At 64.5% G+C, this 14,193-nt stretch carries 12 protein-coding genes and 1 pseudogene; 7 read left to right on the plus strand and 6 right to left on the minus strand.

From position 1 onward, the window contains the following. The first annotated feature begins 192 nt into the window (after window positions 1-192). Together ACVI1L_RS25850 and ACVI1L_RS25855 are read left to right on the plus strand one after the other, a co-directional pair. Window positions 193-1,431 (plus strand): ATP-binding protein, encoded by a 1,239-nt coding sequence (locus tag ACVI1L_RS25850; protein WP_229191502.1) that lies wholly within the window; start codon window positions 193-195, stop codon window positions 1,429-1,431. Between the two features lie 149 nt (window positions 1,432-1,580). Beyond that, window positions 1,581-1,802: a hypothetical protein gene (locus ACVI1L_RS25855; RefSeq protein WP_038377517.1), complete on the plus strand. Its 222-nt coding sequence runs from the start codon at window positions 1,581-1,583 to the stop codon at window positions 1,800-1,802. Here the strand turns inward: ACVI1L_RS25855 and ACVI1L_RS25860 are convergent. Continuing rightward, the gene (locus tag ACVI1L_RS25860) at window positions 1,750-2,721 is read right to left on the minus strand and encodes a LysR family transcriptional regulator (RefSeq protein ID WP_225164370.1); all 972 of its coding nucleotides are present in this window, start codon (window positions 2,719-2,721) and stop codon (window positions 1,750-1,752) included. The two genes, ACVI1L_RS25855 and ACVI1L_RS25860, sit on opposite strands and share 53 nt — an antisense overlap. Window positions 2,722-2,807: 86 nt before the next feature. Here ACVI1L_RS25860 and ACVI1L_RS25865 point away from each other — a divergent pair, with 86 nt between their 5' ends. Beyond that, the gene (locus tag ACVI1L_RS25865) at window positions 2,808-3,878 is read left to right on the plus strand and encodes a YeiH family protein (protein ID WP_456784214.1); all 1,071 of its coding nucleotides are present in this window, start codon (window positions 2,808-2,810) and stop codon (window positions 3,876-3,878) included. A 63-nt stretch (window positions 3,879-3,941) separates the two neighbouring features. Here ACVI1L_RS25865 and ACVI1L_RS25870 read toward each other — a convergent pair whose 3' ends face one another. Further along, window positions 3,942-4,955, minus strand: coding sequence for a formamidase (locus ACVI1L_RS25870; protein ID WP_456784215.1), 1,014 nt, complete (start codon window positions 4,953-4,955; stop codon window positions 3,942-3,944). Window positions 4,956-5,179: 224 nt separating this feature from the next. On the opposite strand from ACVI1L_RS25870, the gene ACVI1L_RS25875 reads away from it, so the two are divergent. Continuing rightward, entirely contained in the window at window positions 5,180-5,857 is a 678-nt protein-coding gene (locus ACVI1L_RS25875; protein ID WP_456784216.1) for a cysteine hydrolase family protein, read from the plus strand. Here the strand turns inward: ACVI1L_RS25875 and ACVI1L_RS25880 are convergent. From ACVI1L_RS25880 to ACVI1L_RS25895, 4 genes and pseudogenes are all read right to left on the minus strand, one after another. Continuing rightward, a complete protein-coding gene (locus tag ACVI1L_RS25880; RefSeq protein WP_456784217.1) occupies window positions 5,854-6,678 on the minus strand; it encodes a carbohydrate ABC transporter permease in 825 nt (274 codons plus the stop codon). The two genes, ACVI1L_RS25875 and ACVI1L_RS25880, sit on opposite strands and share 4 nt — an antisense overlap. Next, complete coding sequence (locus ACVI1L_RS25885) at window positions 6,675-7,526, minus strand: carbohydrate ABC transporter permease (RefSeq protein WP_229191509.1); 852 nt, start codon at window positions 7,524-7,526, stop codon at window positions 6,675-6,677. The genes ACVI1L_RS25880 and ACVI1L_RS25885 overlap by 4 nt, the downstream gene beginning before the upstream one ends. 164 nt (window positions 7,527-7,690) lie before the next feature. Next, a pseudogene (locus tag ACVI1L_RS25890) lies at window positions 7,691-9,014 on the minus strand (ABC transporter substrate-binding protein). Window positions 9,015-9,129: 115 nt separating this feature from the next. Beyond that, complete coding sequence (locus ACVI1L_RS25895; protein WP_456784218.1) at window positions 9,130-9,984, minus strand: VOC family protein; 855 nt, start codon at window positions 9,982-9,984, stop codon at window positions 9,130-9,132. A gap of 77 nt (window positions 9,985-10,061) precedes the next feature. Between ACVI1L_RS25895 and ACVI1L_RS25900 the strand changes: the two genes are divergently transcribed. The 3 genes from ACVI1L_RS25900 (at window position 10,062) to ACVI1L_RS25910 (ending at window position 14,191) form a co-directional block, all read left to right on the plus strand. After that, entirely contained in the window at window positions 10,062-11,429 is a 1,368-nt protein-coding gene (locus tag ACVI1L_RS25900) for an NAD(P)/FAD-dependent oxidoreductase (RefSeq protein ID WP_456785614.1), read from the plus strand. Window positions 11,430-11,642: 213 nt separating this feature from the next. Then, window positions 11,643-12,830, plus strand: a complete 1,188-nt coding sequence (locus tag ACVI1L_RS25905; RefSeq protein ID WP_456784219.1) for a 6-phosphofructokinase — start codon at window positions 11,643-11,645, stop codon at window positions 12,828-12,830. A gap of 143 nt (window positions 12,831-12,973) precedes the next feature. Continuing rightward, entirely contained in the window at window positions 12,974-14,191 is a 1,218-nt protein-coding gene (locus ACVI1L_RS25910) for a fructose 1,6-bisphosphatase (RefSeq protein ID WP_456784220.1), read from the plus strand. Window positions 14,192-14,193 lie beyond the last annotated feature (2 nt).

Consider the following 14,193-nt stretch of genomic DNA (forward strand, 5'->3'; position numbering starts at 1 on the left):
CGCTTCGCAGGCCTGCGCCGAGGGGCGCTTGCTGCCCACGTTGCGTCAGCACGCCGCAGGCACTGGTCAGGGGCCGCTGCCGGCCCGACCCATGCCTGATCCGGACAGATCAGACCACCGTTTCCGGCTCAGCTGGCCTATTTGCGGGCCGGGCGTGAAGCGCTAGACTTGGTGCAACGGGGGGTAGTGGACATGAGGTCGTCCGTCGTCCAGGACGTTCAGTTCCCAAAACAACCGGCGCTGCAGCTGATCTATGACACTGCACCGATCGGGCTCGCCTATCTCTCACCGGATTGCCGTTACCTTCAGATCAACCAGCGGCTCACCGAGATCTGCGGCATTTCGGTCGAAGGTCACCTCGGGCGCACGGTGCATGATTGCGTGCCCGCGCTGGCTTCGGCCGTCGAGGGTATCGTTCGCTCGATCATGGAGACGGGAGAGCCCGTCACCGACGTGGAGGTTTACGGCCAGCGCCCCGGCCACAATGACGAGCGATGCTGGATCACGCATTGGCATCCGCAGCGCGAACCGAACGGCAGCATCGTCGGCGTCAACGTTGCGGCCGAAGAGATCACCGATCGCAAGCGCAGCGAACGCGAGATCCGCGCCGCGCGCGATGCAGCCGAGAAGGCCTTGCACCATCTGCAGGAGACCCAGGCGTCGCTGATCGAGGCGGAAAAGCTCGCGGCGCTGGGCCGGCTGGTGGCCGGCGTCGCGCACGAGATCAACAGTCCGGTCGGCACCAGTCTCACCGTCGCCTCGGTGCTGGAGCAGAAATGCGCCGACTTCGCTGCCGAGGCTGCGCGCGGCAAGCTGAAGCGATCCAGCCTGAGCGATTTCATCGAGGTCGTCGAAAGCGCCTCGTCGCTGCTTGTCGGCAACCTCAAGCGCGCGGCGGACCTGGTGCAATCGTTCAAGCAGGTGGCCGTCGATCGCAGCTATTTCGACCGGAGCCAGTTCGATCTCGGCGCGGCGACCGAGCAGGTTCTCTCGAGCCTGCGTCCGGCCTTGCCGAAGAACAATCTGGCGCTCGAAGTCGATTGCCCGCCCGGTCTTGCCATGAACAGCTATCCCGGCCCTTATGGCCAGGTGCTGACCAACCTGTTCGTCAATTCGGTGGCGCATGCGTTCCCGGATGGCAAGGGCGGCATCATCGCGATCCGGCTCCGCGCCTCAGGCGCGGACCAGGTCGAGATCCTGTTCGCCGACAACGGTTGCGGGATGGATCACGACGTGCTGCGGCAGGCCTTCGATCCATTCTTCACCACGCGCCGCGACATCGGCCGCATCGGGCTTGGTCTGCACATCGTTCATAACATCGTCACGAACCGGCTGGGTGGAGAGCTCCATCTCGACAGTGCCCCGGGCATGGGGACACGCATGCGCATCACGCTGCCACGCGTGGCGCCGCGGCGCGTGACCGATGGTTGATGGCTACAGGGGGCGACGAGAAGGAAATGCTCCCCGGTTTTCGGACCGGAAAACGTCCTTCCAAGTAACCGCCGCAAAAGGCATTCCACTACCCTTGCTTCTGCCCCCGTCGTCGCGACATTCTCAGGGTATTCCTGATGGTTACGACGATGAGCCAATCCGCATTCGATCCCTTCGGCGAGCCGGTCCCCGCGGTCGATCCTTCGATCGCGAGCGAGGGCGTGTCGAAATGGCTGAAGACCGCGGGCACCAGCGTGTTCTGGGTGCTGGTGGTCGGCATCGTGCTGGCACGGGCCGTCTATTTCGAGCCCGGCGTGTTCAGCTTCGAGCATGCCGTTGCCTGGGCGCAGGGTCTGTTCGCCGCGCTCTAGCCGCAGGTCCGCGCGGCGCCGTCCTGGCCCTTTGCGCCTCCCGAATGATCCCCTCGAACGCGACCGCCGCTGGCACCTCGAGCCGGCCGGGCGATTTCAGTTGCCAGAGCGTGCGCTCGATATGGATGCCCTTGATCGGGATCACCTTCAGCTTTCCGAGCTTCACTTGATCGTCGATCGTTGCGATCGACACGATGGCGACGCCGACGCCTGATGCCACCGCCTGCTTGATCGCCTCGGTGCTGCCGATCTCGAGCGTCCGCTGCGGCTCGACGTGGTGGGCCGCCAGCGCCTGCGCGACCACCTCGCGCGTGCCTGAGCCGGGTTCCCGCACGATCAGGATCTCGTCGTTCAGCGACCGGATGTCGATCGGCCCCTGGACCGCTGCGAAGCGATGATCCGGACCTGCGATCAGCGCCATCACGTCGGTGCGCCAGGCTTCGCTGATCAAATTCTCGTCCTCGACGGGGCCCTCGACCAGCGCGATCTCGATCTCGTGTCCCAGCATCAGCGCGGCGATGTCGCTGGTGTTGGCGCTGACGACGTGCAGATCGATGCCGGGAAAGGCACGGTGGAACACGCCGAGATATTCCGGGATCATGTAGGTCGCGATCGTGGTGCTGGCACCGATCCGCAGCGAACCGCTGTCGAGGTTGCGCAGCGCCTGCAATTCGTCCTCGGCGGCGCGTTCGGCCGCGAACAGCGTCTCGGCATGCCGCGCCAGCGCCGCGCCCTCCCGGGTCGGCCGCACCCCCTTCGGCGTGCGGTCGAGCAGCCGGCAGCCGACCTGCAGCTCGAAATCCCGCACGCCCTTGGAGATCGCCGGCTGGCTGATGTGCAGGAGGTCGGCGGCGCGGGAGAAACTTCCGGTTCTCGCCACGGCCGCGAACAGGCGGAGCAGATGCAGGTTGAGGGACATAACTTCTCTCTATCGGGGCAGTCCGAAAATATATTAGCCAAGAGGGGTGCCATGGCGCATAAAATCTTCTCCGAAAAGAGGATTTTGTGCCGGAACAAAAACAAGACCAGGGGCAGAAGCAGGGGGCGCTGCGGCGCATATTCCAGCTCATTCCGGGGATTCTGCTCTGCGGGGTCGTCACGGTCATCTCGCTCGGCATCCAGGCCGCCGAGGAGCGCGTTTTCGACCATCCCTATATCGAGGCCCTCGTCGTCGCGATCCTGCTCGGCATGGCGGTGCGCACCGCCTGGGAGCCGTCGGCGCGCTGGCGCTCGGGCATTGCCTTCAGCGCCAAGCAGCTGCTCGAGGTCGCGGTGATGCTGCTCGGCGCCTCCATCAGCTTTGCCGCGATCGTGGCGTCGGGCGGGCTGCTGATCGGCGCCATCGCCGTGACCGTCGCGATCATGCTGGCGGTGAGCTATGGCCTCAGCCGGATGCTCGGGCTCAAGACCAAGCTCGCGATCCTGATCGCCTGCGGCAATTCGATCTGCGGCAACTCGGCGATCGCGGCGGTGGCGCCGGTGATCGAGGCCGATGGCGACGACATCGCCTCGTCGATCTCGTTCACCGCCATTCTCGGCGTGCTGATGGTGCTCGGCCTGCCGCTCTTGATCCCGCTGCTGAAGCTGACGGCGACGCAATACGGCATCCTCGCCGGCCTCACCGTCTATGCCGTGCCGCAGGTGCTGGCAGCGACCGTGCCGGCGGGCATCGTCAGCACCCAGATCGGCACGCTGGTCAAGCTGGTGCGGGTGTTGATGCTGGGCCCGATCGTGATCGGCCTCTCGCTGCTGGTGGCGCGGCGGCGCAAGGCCGGCGCCGCCAGGGAGGGCACCTCGAAGGCCGCCTCGATCAGCCCGTTCAAGCTGGTGCCCTGGTTCATCATCGGCTTCCTGGTGCTGGCCGCGTTGCGCTCGTTCCAACTCGTGCCCGATATCGCGATCGCGCCGGTGACCAAGACGGCGGCGATCCTCACCGTCGTCTCGATGGCAGCGCTCGGGCTCGGCGTCGATGTCCGCGTGCTCTCGACCGTCGGCGGCCGGGTGACGGCCGCCGTCACGCTGTCGCTGATGCTGCTGCTGGGCTTGAGCATCGGTCTCGTGCACTTCTTCAAGTAGAGCATGATCCGGAAAAGTGTGGAGCGGTTTTCCGAAGAGATCATGCTCACATCAAAGGGCCGGCTACTCGGCGGCCTTCGCGGTCTTGCCGAACATCCGCGTCGGTGCGGGAAAGCCGCAGGACGTGCCATCGGTGATCTTGACCTGATCTTCCCAGGACAGGCGGAAGCGGCCGGACACCATGTCCTGCATGAACGTGTAGGGGCAATCCATCGCGCCGCCCTTCACAGCGACATAGCCGCGGTGCCAGAGCTGATAGATGTTGTTCTCGACGCCCCAGTTGATCCGCGCCTCGCGCACGAGGTCGGGCCGCACTTCGGCGGTGATGATCTCGTCGGCCCGTCCCGTGGTGCCGTGCGCGATGATGCTGCCGTCGAAATTGACGATCATGCCTTCGCCCATCGAGTCGAACGACCCGTCCGAGCCGCACATGCAGACATTGGCCGTCACCATCAGGTTCTGGAACGCGTTGGCCTGGTTGGTGAAGCGCCAGCTGTCGCGGATCGGTGCGGTGTAGCCCGCGGTGCGGATCATGATCTCCGCGCCCTTGTAGGCGCATTCGCGGGCCATTTCCGGGAACATGCCGTCATGGCAGATGATCAGCGCGATCTTGGCGCCTTTCGGTCCGTCGATCACGGGAATGCCGATGTCGCCGGGCTCCCACGGCTCGACCGGAATCCAGGGATGGAATTTGCGGTAGTACAGCTTGATATCGCCGTGATCGTCGATGATCAGCCCTGAATTGTAGGGGTTGCCGTGCGGGTTGAACTCCATGATGGAGAAGCAGCCCCAGATCTTGTTCTCGATGCAGGCCCGCTTGAAAGCCGCGACTTCAGGCCCGTCGAGCCGGCACATGATCTCCGGATTGGTATCCATCGAGAGGCCGTGCAGCGAGTATTCGGGGAACACGACGAGGTCCATGGTTCCGAGGTTGCGCCGCGCCTTGCCGACCATCCATACGATGCGCTCCGTCTGCCGTGCCAGGTCGGACCTTGTCGCAACCACAGGCAACTGCAGCTGCACCAGTCCGATCACGACGCCATTCGGTGATTTGTTGAGACCGCCAAGTCCATTCATGCCTGTCCTCCCGCCTGTTTGAAATGGGCTGTCATTTCGCGAACGATGATCTTCGTTCGGTCGGGCTCCCAGCTAGCAACGATCATGCCAGCAAGATCGCAGAATGCGCAAATGCAGCGTACGGTCGCATGCTGATCGGGATCGCCGCGATGCGCCGCATCATTGCGCAATGGCACGCGGTTTGCTTAATCAATGCGGGTTTTCTCGCATTCGGGGCGTGCGTCATGGCGAATTCAAGCGGGACAATCGCGGCGGAGCCGGAGCCGATCACGCTCGACTGGAGCAGGACCGCGCTCGTCATCATCGACATGCAGCGCGATTTCATGGAGCGAGGGGGCTTCGGCGAGACGCTCGGCAATGACGTCAGCCGGCTTGCCCGCGCGGTGCAGCCGATCGCCGCGGTGCTCGCGGCGGTGCGCGACGCCGGGCTGCTCGTGGTCCACACCCGCGAGGGCCATCTGCCCGATCTCTCCGACGCGCCGCCGGCGAAGGTCGAGCGCGGCGCGCCGTCGCTTCGGATCGGCGATCCCGGACCGATGGGACGGATTCTGATCCGCGGCGAGGCGGGGCACGACATCATTCCCGAGCTCTATCCCCTCGACAGCGAGATTGTGATCGACAAGCCCGGCAAGGGCGCGTTCTACGCCACCGAATTCGGCGACATCCTGCAGAAATACGGCATCGAGAATCTCCTGGTCTGCGGCGTCACCACCGAGGTCTGCGTCAACACCACAGTGCGCGAGGCCAACGATCGCGGCTACCGCTGCGTCGTGATCTCCGACGGCTGCGCGTCCTACTTCCCGGAATTCCACGAGATGGGTCTGAAGATGATCAAGGCCCAGGGCGGCATCTTTGGTTGGGTCACCGATTCAGCTGCCGTGTTGGAGGCGCTCGGGGACTAGCCGCCTTTCACCGCACCCGCCGTCAGTCCCGCCACGATCTGCCGCTGCGCCATCACGGTGAGCAGCAGCACCGGCGCCGTCACGATCAAGGCGGCGGCGGCGAGCGGGCCCCAGCTCAGCTGGTCGAACGAGATCATGTTGTAGACCGCGACCGGCAGCGTGCGGGTCTCGCGCCCGGCCAGCACAATGCCGAACACGAAATTGTTCCAGGAGAAGATCACCGCGAGGATGAAGGCAACCGCGAGTCCCGGCCTGGCGATCGGCAGCGCGACATGGCGGAACACCTGCCAGCGCGTCGCGCCGTCGATCAGCGCAGCTTCCTCCAGCTCCAGCGGCGTGGTCTCGAAATAGCCGATCATGATCCAGATCACGATCGGCACCGTGACCACGAGATGGATGATGATCTGCGGCACCAGCGTGCCGAGCAGGCCGAGCCACTGGAACAGCAGGAACAACGGGATCAGATACGACAGGCCCGGCGTGATGCGCGCGATCAGGATCACGATCGCCGATTTATGCGCCGCCATCCGCGCGATGCCGTAGCCGGCGGGCACGCCGACCAGCATCGCAAGCCCCGTGGCGCAGCCGGTGACCACAAGGCTGTTGCTGAAATAGGTCAGGAACCGGTTGGACGCGAACACGTCGGCATAGTTCTTCCAGGCGATATGCTCCGGAAAGAACACCGGCGGGTAGGAGGCGTTGTCGATCTCGAATTTGAGCGACAGCGAGGCCATCCAGAGGAAGAACAGGATCGCCGGCGAGACGATGACGAACACCGACAGCCAAAGCCCGATCCGCCCGAGAATCTGGCGCGGGTTCATGCCTCGCCCCCGAGTTCAGATGTCCACAGCAGGCGCTTGCGCAAGTAAAGCAGCAGTGCCGCCAGCGCCACGATCAGGAGGAAGAACACCACCGCGATCGCCGAGCCGTAGCCGAGGTCGTAATAGACGAAGGCGACGCTGTAGAGATAGACGTTGATGGTCTCCGACGCCGAGCCCGGCCCTCCTTGCGTGATCGCGAAGATGATGTCGAAGCTTTTCACCGCGTCGATCATGCGGATCATGCCGGCGATGAACAGGAACGGCATGATCAAGGGCAGCGTGATGAAGCGGAACACCTGCCAGAAATTGGCACCGTCGATCTGCGCGCTCTCGTAGGGTTCGGTCGGGATCGCGGCGAGGCCGCCGAGCACGATCAGCATCACCAGCGGCGTCCATTGCCAGGTCTCGACCAGCACCAGCGAGGGGATCACCGTCGCCGGGTTGAACACCCAGAGCTGCGGCGGCAGCCCGACCAGCGACAGCAGATAGTTCAAGACGCCAAGCTGAGGGTGGAACATCATGGTCCACACCAGCGCGATCGCCACCGGCGTGGCCATCATCGGCATGATGAAGATGCCGCGCAGGAAACCGCGCGCGGCGAATTTCTGATGGAATACCACCGCCGCCAGCGTGCCGAACACCAGCGGCAACAGCACTGACAGCGCTGTATAGGACAGCGTGTGCCCGACCGCCTCGACGAAGCGCGGATCGGTCGGCAGCCGCAGATAGTTCGCGAGCCCCACGAACACGGTCGGCGAGCCGACCTTCCATTCCTGCAGGCTCATCCAGATCGTGAAGACCCACGGAAAGATGATCACCGCCAGCACCACGACGAGCGCCGGGATCACGAACGGCCAATAGGACGGCGGACGCCATTCACGCGCCGGGGCGGCCTCTCCAGAGCCTGCGGCTCTGGACTCTTGCTTTGACGCGTTTTCTTCACGCGAACCGGTACCCACTTCGCTTGAAAACGCTTTGCTGGCCGCCGCCGGCTCAGTCTGTGTCACCACGCTCACGCTTTTTCGCTACGCTCCAGGATGGGGCGGAATTGCTCGTGCGCCTTTTTCAGCTCGGTGGCCGGATCGGCGCCCGACAGCGTCGCGGTCAGCGCGGCGCCGACGATGTCGCGGAATTCGGCGACCGGGATGATGACGGGCAGGCCGAGCTTGGAGATCTTGGCGGAGTCAACCACCGACTGCAGCCATTCCTTGGTCTTCACGCCCTTGGCGACTTCGGCATCGTCGACGATGGAGTTGCGGAACGGCACGCCGCCGCCGGCCTGCAGCAGGCGCGCGCCCTGTCCGCGCGAGACCACCCATTGGCAGAGCAGATAGGCGGCTTCCTTGTTCTTGCTCGCCGCGGCGATGCCGACGCCGTCGCCATAGGTCGAGGAGAACTTGCCCTTGGGACCGGCGGGTACCAGCGTGTAGCCGACCTTGCCGACGACGCGCGAGGCGGCGGGATCTTCCAGCGGCGGCGCCCAGCCGTCGGCGTCGATCCACATCGCGGACCTGCCCTGCGTGAAGGACGCCATCGACTCCATCCAGTTGAAGCCGGCGACGCCGGGAGGCGCGCATTTTGTCAGCAGGCGCTGATAGAGCTTGGTGGCTTCGATCGCCTCGGGGCCGTCGGTCAGGATGTTGCCTTTGGCATCGAGGAATTCGCCGCCATAGTTCAGATAGAAGTTGGTCCACATCGCCATGTTGGCGTTGCGCAGGCCGCGGCCGACAAAGCCGTAGATGCCTTCCTTCGGATCGGTCAGCTTCTCGGCCGCGATTGCCATCCTCCTCGAGCGTCTTCGGGACCTCGACGCCCTTCTTCTGGAACAGCTCCTTGTTGTAGTAGAGGATGAAATAGTCGACCGACCATGGCAGCGACAGCATCTGGCCCTTGTCGTTGCGCGCATATTGGAGGCCGGCCGCCGAGAAATCGCTCTCGACGAGGTCCGGCGGCGTCATGCTCGGATCCTTCAGAAAGCCCGACATGTCGGCGAGCCAGCCGGCCTTCTCGAACTGCCGCTTCTGCACGTGATAGCTGAGGTGCACGACGTCGAAGCTCGGCTTGCCCGAGGACAGCTCGATCACGCATTTCTGGCGCTGCTGCTGCTCGGGGATCTGTTCCGACTCGACCTTGATGCCGGTGAGCTCGGTAAATTCCTTGATGTATTTTTGCAGATTGTCGCCGCGCGGCCCCTTGGCGAGAATCACCTCGAGCGTGGTGCCGGAATATCTCTTCCAGTTGACGTCGGCGCGGGCCGGAAATCCGGTCAGTCCAACCGCGCCGGCGGCCGCGGTGCCGGCCAGCATCTGCCGGCGCGAGATCAGGTGATGCGACATGTTTCTCTCCCTGGACGGTTCTTGTTTGGGAGAGATACTAGCGCCTCAACTTTCTGTGCCTAGTCCCACATGCGCGGCGCCGTTGCATAACGCTGCGCCGCGCATGGTATGGCAGCTATGCCTTGACGAAAGCGAGCAGGGTGCCGTTGCCGGAAGCCGGCGGCACGGTGATGCTATTGCCGCTCTTCACGCCGGCTGAGCCCAGCGCTTTCTCGGTCGCGGCAAGGTCGGCCGCGATCACGAGGCCGGCGCCGCCGCGGTCGGGCAGGCCATCCAGCGATACGCCGGGATAACGTTTGCCGAGCTGATCCCTGGTCAGGAACACGAAGTCGGCGCGGTTGCCGCCGGACGGCACCGCAACCGCACCGTCGGCGTCGTTCCTGACGGCGACGTCGATCATCCTGGAGAGATGCGCGGCATCGGCTGCGGGATCGGGCGAGACGATCAGCACCTGCTTGAGGCGTTTTGCCCCATTGGCGTGCGTCATCAATTCGGGAATCCACACCGTCTCGCGGGTCTTGTGCTGGCAGGCGAAGATGCGGACGCCGCCGGGCGCCTCCGCGGTCGGCCACTGGAAGGTGCGGAATTTCGCCGCGGAGGTCGTGCCGTTCGGCAAGGTCACCGGGCGTTCGAAATCGGTCGGCCCGATCGGCGCATAGCCGCGCGCGCGAATCTCCTCGGCGCCAGCAGCGGAATCCACCGCGGTGAACGCGATGCGTTCGATGCCCTCGCCGCGCTTCTCGAGGAAGGCGCGCGCCGGAGCGTTGTGTTCGGTCGGGGTCAGCACGCCGAGCAATTCCATATAATCGGGGTCGAACATGATGGTGTAATTGCCCGATCCCATATGCGCGCTATGGGTGCCGCGCGGCGACACGGTGAAGCCGAGCCGCTTGTAGTTCTCGGCCGCCTTGTCGAGGTCCTTCACCATGACCACGGCGTGATCGATTCCGATGACGTTCTTGAGTGCCACTTGTTGTCTTCCCGGCTGGAATAGGAGAGTAGAATTAGCTAACCAGAATGACCGGGCGCCCGCAAGAAAGGATCATGATGAACAGCAATGCCGTGCGCTGGCCCAATTCGCTCTGGGCAGCAGTGACGCCCTTCGGCCCTGATTGCCCCGAGCTGACCGGCGCGCAGCAGGCCGATGTCGTCGTCATCGGCGGCGGTTTCACCGGCTTGTCGACCGCACTGCATTTGCGCGAGGCCAATGTCGACGTCGCGATCGTCGAGGCCGCCGAGCCGGGCTGGGGTGCCTCGGGGCGCAACAACGGCCAGGTGATCCCGACACTGTCGCGTCCCGATCCGGACGACATCATCGCGAGGCACGGAGCGGCCGGCGAGCGCTTCGTCGCGATGCTGCGCGACAGCGCCGCTGATCTGTTCGACGTCGTCAAACGCTACAACATCGAGGCCGAGCAGGAGCAGGCCGGCTGGGTGCAGCCGGTGCACTCGCCGGGCCGCATCAAGATCGCCGAGCGGCGGGTGCAGCAATGGTCGAAATTCGGTGCGCCGGTCGAATTGCTGTCGCGCGATCAGACCCGGGACATGCTCGGCTCGGATGCGTGGTACGGCGGCTTCTGGAACAGGACCGGCGGTCACGTCAATCCGCTGGCGCTGGCGCGCGGCCTTGCGCGCACCGTACTCGGCCTCGGTGCGCGAATCTATGCCCGCTCGCCTGCGACGAGTTTCGAGCGCCGCGGCGATCGCTGGGTGGTGAAGACGGAAAAGGGTGAAATCTCCGGCCGCGCGCTGGTGGTCGCGACCAATGCCTATAGCGGCGAGTTCGCGAAATCGCTGGTGCCTGAGATCGCAACCGAGGTGATGCCGGTGCTGTCCTGGCAGATGGCGACGCAGCCGCTGTCGGACAATGTGCGCAAGACCATCATCCCCGGCCGGCAGGCGATGTCGGACACCCATGGCGAGCTGTATTTCGCGCGCTACGATGCCCGCAATCGCCTCGTCACCGGCGGTGCCGTGCTCGGTCCGGGCGACAAGACCGGGCGGCTGAAGGCGCGGGTGACCGAGCGGTTGCAGCGTTTGTGGCCGCAGATTGGCGAGGTCTCGTTCGACTATGTCTGGAACGGCTATGTCGGGATGACGGCGGATTTCCTGCCGCGCATGCACCGGTTGGGACCGAACGCCTATGGCTGGACCGGCTGCAACGGCCGTGCCGTCGCGCTGACGATCCCGCTCGGCCGCGAATTGGCGCGCGCGGTCCAAGGCGTGCCGGAAAGCGAGCTGGCGCTGCCGTTCTCCGAGCCGGTGCAGTACATGGCGCACGGCGTGCTCCGCAAGCTCGCGCCCTGGATGCTGGTGCTCTACCGGCGCCGCGATGCACAGGAGTTGGTCAAGGGCGATCGTTTCGAGTTGCTGCGATGGGCGGAGTATTTCCTCGCCTCGCGCCGTTCGCGGTAGGCGCGGAGCAACGTCGCGCCATGCACGCGAGAGGCATGGAGGGGCAAGCCGCCCGAGTTGGGGACTGGTGAGAGGACGTCGCTGGAAGATTGGGGCCCAAGCAGGTTCGGGTGGGTGCCGCGATCACGAGGATTCCGCCGTTGGCGGATAGCGTTGTGGAAACCCCGACGCGACGCAGGCGTTATTGCCAGATAGCAACCCTGGGAGGTGGGCATGGCGAGGAAGCGCATTGGTATTCTCACGGGAGGCGGTGACGTCCCCGGCCTTAACGCGGTGATCAAGAGCGTGACCTATCGCGGCAGCGAGGACGACATCGAGGTTGTCGGTCTCCGCCGAGGCTGGGAGGCCCTCACGCACCTGAACCTCGACGACCCGTCGAGCAAGTCCCATTACATCATCCCGCTGAACCGCGAAAATACGCGCGTCATCGACCGGCGCGGCGGCACCGTGCTGCACTCGAGCCGCACCAATCCCTCCAAAATGAAGAAGTTGCCCGATCATCTCGCGGGCCGCGACTTTCCGGCTTCCCAGAGCACCAAGGGTGGCATCGCAACCACGACGTGGGACCTCACCAACGAGGTGCTCGCGAACCTCGGGGGGCTCGGTATCGAGCATCTGATCGCCATCGGCGGCGACGATACGCTCAGCTACGCGGACAAGCTCAACAGGCGAGGCGTCAAGATCATTGCCATCCCGAAGACGATGGACAACGACGTTCGCAACACCGAATACTGCATCGGCTTTTCGACCGCGATCACCCGTGCCAGCGATGCCATCCAGCGCCAGCGCACCACCGTCGGCTCGCACGAGCGAATCGGCATCTTCCGCGTCTTTGGTCGCGATGCCGGCTTTACGGCACTCTATACCGCATACGCAACCTCGATCCGATGCGCCATACCGGAGTACAAGGTCAATCTCGACAAGCTGATCCAGCTTCTCCTCGATGACAAGCACGGCAACCCAAGCAACTACGCGCTGATCGTGCTCAGCGAGGGCGCCGAGTGGGAGGGCTACAAGGTGCAGGAATTCGGCGAGCCTGACGCCTACGGTCACCGCAGGAAGGCGAGCGTGGCCGAAGCGTTCGCGGACGAGATCAAGCGGCGCACCGGCGAGGAGACCATCGTCTCTGACCTCACCTACGACCTGCGGTCAGGCGATCCGGACTTCATCGACAAGCTTGTGGCGCTGACGTTCGGCAACATGGCTTACGATGCGATCCTGGAAGGCAAAACCGGCCTCATGTCGGCGCTGGTCGAGGGCCGCTACGACCTCGTGCCGATCCCCGACGCCAAGCTCGGGCCACGCAAATTGGACGTCGCAAGCGCGTACAACACCGAGCGCTACCGTCCTCTCTATTCCAACAAGCGGGGCCTGCCGATCTTTCTCAACCGCGCTTCATAGGGCGGGTGGTAACCCCATCGGGCAGGGCGAGCTATTCCAGATGCGTCGATAGCCCGTATCGACACGCGGTGACGGAGGGGCCATAGTTCCGCAAGCAATATGCGCAGGGAACCTGTCGCACCACACGACGTTCTTTTTTGCAAATGAGCGCGCCGTCGCCCCCGGCGCAGCGAGCGCCGAGGCGAAGGCGCTGCGCTGCGGTCGGAGGGATGCTCATGAAACTCACCATTTCGGTCATCAAGGCTGACATTGGCTCCGTCGGGGGCCACACGAAACCATCTGCGCGCATGATGGCGGCTGTCGAAGGGGAGGTCGCGAAAGCGATCGAAAACGGTCTCCTGATCGACGGTTTCGTGCGCCATACCGGCGACGATATTGCGATCATCATGACGCACACGCGGGGCGAAGGGAGCTCCGAAGTCCACCAATTCGCCTGGAAGACGTTTCTCGCGGCCGCTGCAGTCGCGAAGACCTCCGGGCTCTACGGCGCCGGCCAGGATCTTCTCGTCGACGCCCCGTCCGGAAACGTTCGCGGCGCGGGCCCGGCTGTCGCCGAGCTCAGCTTCGACCACAGCCTCTCGGGCGCGAGACCCGCGGAGTCCTTCATGGTGTTCGCCGCAGACAAGTGCGGCCCCGGTGCCTACAACCTGCCGCTCTATCTGGCTTTTGCCGATCCCATGTATTGCGCCGGGCTGATGCTGCCCCCGATGATCAAGGGCTTCCGTTTCCATATCATCGATATGGACAACACGGCCGGCGACAGCGTGATCGAACTCGATGCGCCCGCGGACGGCTACCACATTGCGGCGCTGCTTCGCGACAACGAGCGCTTCGGCATTGATCGTATCGTCTCGAAAACCTATGGCGAAGTCGCCGTCGCCGTTTCGGCGCAGCGCCTTCACTCCATCGCGGGCAAGTACACCGGCAAGGATGATCCGGTCGCGGTCGTCAGGAACCAGGGCATTTTCGCGGCGCCCGAAGAAATCATCTCGCCCTTCGCCAAGGCGCACTTCGTGGGCGGCGATGCGCGCGGCTCGCATGTGATGCCGCTCATGCCGGTGCCGCTCAACACCCCGGTGACGGGGATGTATTGCCTGCCGATCGTGTCCTGCGTCGGCTTCTCGATCGACCGGGACGGGAAGTTCTCGGAGTCCTATACCGACTTCTTTGACAACCTTGCCTGGGACGAGGTTCGCCAGCGCGCGCAGCGCAAGGCGATCGAGATGCGCAGCCAGGGCTGGTCCGGCGCTGCGATGCTGCCCTATTCAGAGCTGGAATATGGCGGCTTCCGCGACACGGTATCCGGATTGCTGAAGCGCTTCCGGCTGCGCGAGGAGCCCAAGCCACAAGCGGCGGAGTAGGG

This window comes from Bradyrhizobium sp. USDA 4516, from assembly GCF_054055915.1.